At 32.4% G+C, this 2,586-nt stretch carries 4 protein-coding genes; all 4 read right to left on the bottom strand.

The annotated features are described in order from the left end of the window. On the bottom strand, window positions 1-200 hold a 200-nt coding region (locus SOR60_RS07630), incomplete at its 3' end, for a hypothetical protein (RefSeq protein WP_320595628.1). A 227-nt stretch (window positions 201-427) separates the two neighbouring features. Further along, window positions 428-664 (bottom strand): TnpV protein, encoded by a 237-nt coding sequence (locus SOR60_RS07625; RefSeq protein WP_320595627.1) that lies wholly within the window; start codon window positions 662-664, stop codon window positions 428-430. A gap of 4 nt (window positions 665-668) precedes the next feature. Continuing rightward, on the bottom strand, window positions 669-1,646 hold the full coding sequence (locus SOR60_RS07620; RefSeq protein ID WP_320595626.1) for a hypothetical protein: 978 nt from the start codon (window positions 1,644-1,646) through the stop codon (window positions 669-671). Next, window positions 1,633-2,586, bottom strand: a 954-nt coding sequence (locus SOR60_RS07615; RefSeq protein ID WP_320595625.1) for a DNA cytosine methyltransferase, incomplete at its 5' end; no start/stop codon positions are given. The genes SOR60_RS07615 and SOR60_RS07620, both read right to left, overlap by 14 nt.

Below are 2,586 nucleotides of genomic sequence, written 5' to 3'. Positions count from 1 at the left end.
AATTTAGGCTCTATCTTTTCCTTAATTTCTTCTTGTAATGATTTTTCCTCACTTAGTGCAACTTGTTCTTCTAAATATGAAAATTCACGCTCATTTACTTCTTCACCATCACCAAGGTCAATCCTATAATGCTCAACAACTTCGCCGTCTACATAATGATCAAAATAGAATTTGAAATATCCGATATAATCATCAGTCATTTCTCCAAATTCATTTTCTCCAAGAGTTTGATTATGGTCTTTAACATCAATATCCTTTTGTCTTAGGACATTAATTAAGTCTTTAGTTACTATCTGTCCACTATAATCGGGAACTAATTCGTGGTTTTCATTAAATTCTACAATCCAGTAGTCTTTTCTATTTTCAGTATTTTTATCATCAAAAAAAGAAGCTTCATCAGCTTTCTTTTCTTGGCTTATTTCATTTTCTAAGCTTCCACGTATTCCTTGATTGCCATTCTCTTCACTGTTGCCATCAAGTTGTTCATCTGTCCTTGGTATTCCTCTGGATTCTCTCTTTTCATCTTCTCTGTCAATCCTTGTGCTTTCATCATTTTGACTTTCTCTATCTTGATAAAGTCCACTGCCTGATTCTGGATTTCCTTCAGATGGTTCAAAAGTGTTTTCTCCTCGTACATTTCCTGAAGTTTCTTCCAGTTCTCCATGTCCTCACTCCCTACCAGGTAAGACAGTCTTAGAACTGCGTATGTTGGATTCGGAAATCTCTCCATAAATTTCAGATCCTTCTCCATCATGTCCAAGGTTTTCTCTTCGATCTTCATCGCTATTTCTTCTGTCGCTTCCATCTGTGAAAACTCGTCCATCTCTACTTCTTGACCTATCATCTCGTCTATATAAATCATCTTGACCTCCTCTATCTTCATTTATATTTTCTATATCTCTATTATAGTCGGCAGCGTCCCTTTCTGTCAGCAGCCTAGCACGATCCATTTCCTTAGATTTTTCTATTGTGCTATCTATAATATCTTCGCTAACCCTTGATATTACAAGACCTATCTGCTCTAAAGAAATTGTATTAATTCTAGAAAAATTATTTTTTAAATTTTCCATATCCATAGGATAGACTGTATTAAACCTATTAGCTACCGCATAGGATATTGAGTCTCTCATAAACTTTTCAAAACTAAGTCTATCCTCTATATCTATTCTCAAATCAGCAAGAGCCAAGTTAATATATTCATCTCCATAAATTCGACTCAAAGAAAATATATTTTCATTGAGTGAATCACTAGCTTCAAATGAAGAATCTCTTATTATTTCTTTTAAAGCATCGTTATGGTTTTCGTGATCAAACTGCCATAAGCTAACCTCATTAATATTCCTATCCATTGATGTGGTCTGACTAATATCAAAAATATATGAAATTCTTTGATTTACATCACTTCCAACTAAAATTGGAATACCCTTTTGACCTCTCATAACAACTCGACCAAAATATTTCTTCCACATATCAAAGGTCGCACAAGCTCTAGCTTCAGGTTCCTTGTTATATATACTTAGTTGGCTAGAAAAATCATATTTCTGATTATTGCCTATAACTTTTAAGAGTTTTAAATATTCTTTTTCATCTTGTAAAACTTCATACTTTATTGCTTCTTGTATATTCTTAAAATCATTTACTTGCATTTTCTACCTCCATTCTATGAATTTCTTTTATAATAGCTATTAAAACATCAATCACAATAGAATTGCCGGCCTGTTTATATAGCTTGCTTGAAGTACAATTTTTTCTTCTTGGATGTGCTTCTTCTAGTTTGTTAATATCACTGTCATCAAAACCCATGAGTCTTAGGCATTCTCTTTCTGTTAAATACCTATACTGACCATTTCCAATATCTATTATTCCAGAATTTGGTACTCTCATTTGTTTTGTAGAAATAGTATAAGAAAAATCTTTAATCACTTTGAGTCGCCCTCTAAAACTATTATCTATGCCTTTATTTAAAAATTTCAGCATATAAGGTTGGGTCATTGTATAAAGTTCACTTACATCCTTTTCTAAAAATTCACTTAGTGGTCTTGTTTTTTTCCTCTCCAATTTATTAAAAGAAAAGTTATTTGCTCCAAGACATGAAACAACAAATATCCTTTCTCTTTTTTGAGGTATCCCAAAGTCCATTGCATTTAAGATTTCATACTTGCTTTCATATCCTAGGATCTCTAAATCTTTTAGATAAATAAAAAAGGAGTCCCTCATATTTCTATCAAGGACTCCCTTTACATTCTCCCAAATTATCCATTTAGGCTTTTCTTTCATTTCTTTAATTATTCTAATTGTTTCAAATAGTAAGCTTGATCTAGTGCCTGAATTCTTTACTCCTCCTTGCTTTTTTCCTATTCTTGAAAAGTCTTGGCAAGGACTTCCATGCATTATTAAGTCTATCTTCTCATTAGGAGCTTTATATCCTACTACTGATTTTGGCTTATAACTCTCTCCATAAAGTGCGTTGTATGATTTAACACAAGCCTTATCTATTTCTACATAATCAACAACTTCATAAGGTATCTTTAAATTAATAAAAGCCTTTCTAATAGCACCTATGCCACCGAAAAGCTCTAATATTTT

Origin of the sequence: Anaerococcus porci (assembly GCF_034090325.1) — a bacterium.
In the GTDB taxonomy this organism is placed as follows: domain Bacteria; phylum Bacillota; class Clostridia; order Tissierellales; family Peptoniphilaceae; genus Anaerococcus; species Anaerococcus porci.
This window is presented reverse-complemented; position numbering and strand designations above follow the sequence as displayed.

Bases quoted from the DNA above. Each gene is read 5' to 3' on its own strand.
- SOR60_RS07625 (WP_320595627.1), bottom strand. From the start codon at position 664: ATGGAGAACTGGAAGAAACTTCAGGAAATGTACGAGGAGAAAACACTT.
- SOR60_RS07620 (WP_320595626.1), bottom strand. From the start codon at position 1,646: ATGCAAGTAAATGATTTTAAGAATATACAAGAAGCAATAAAGTATGAA.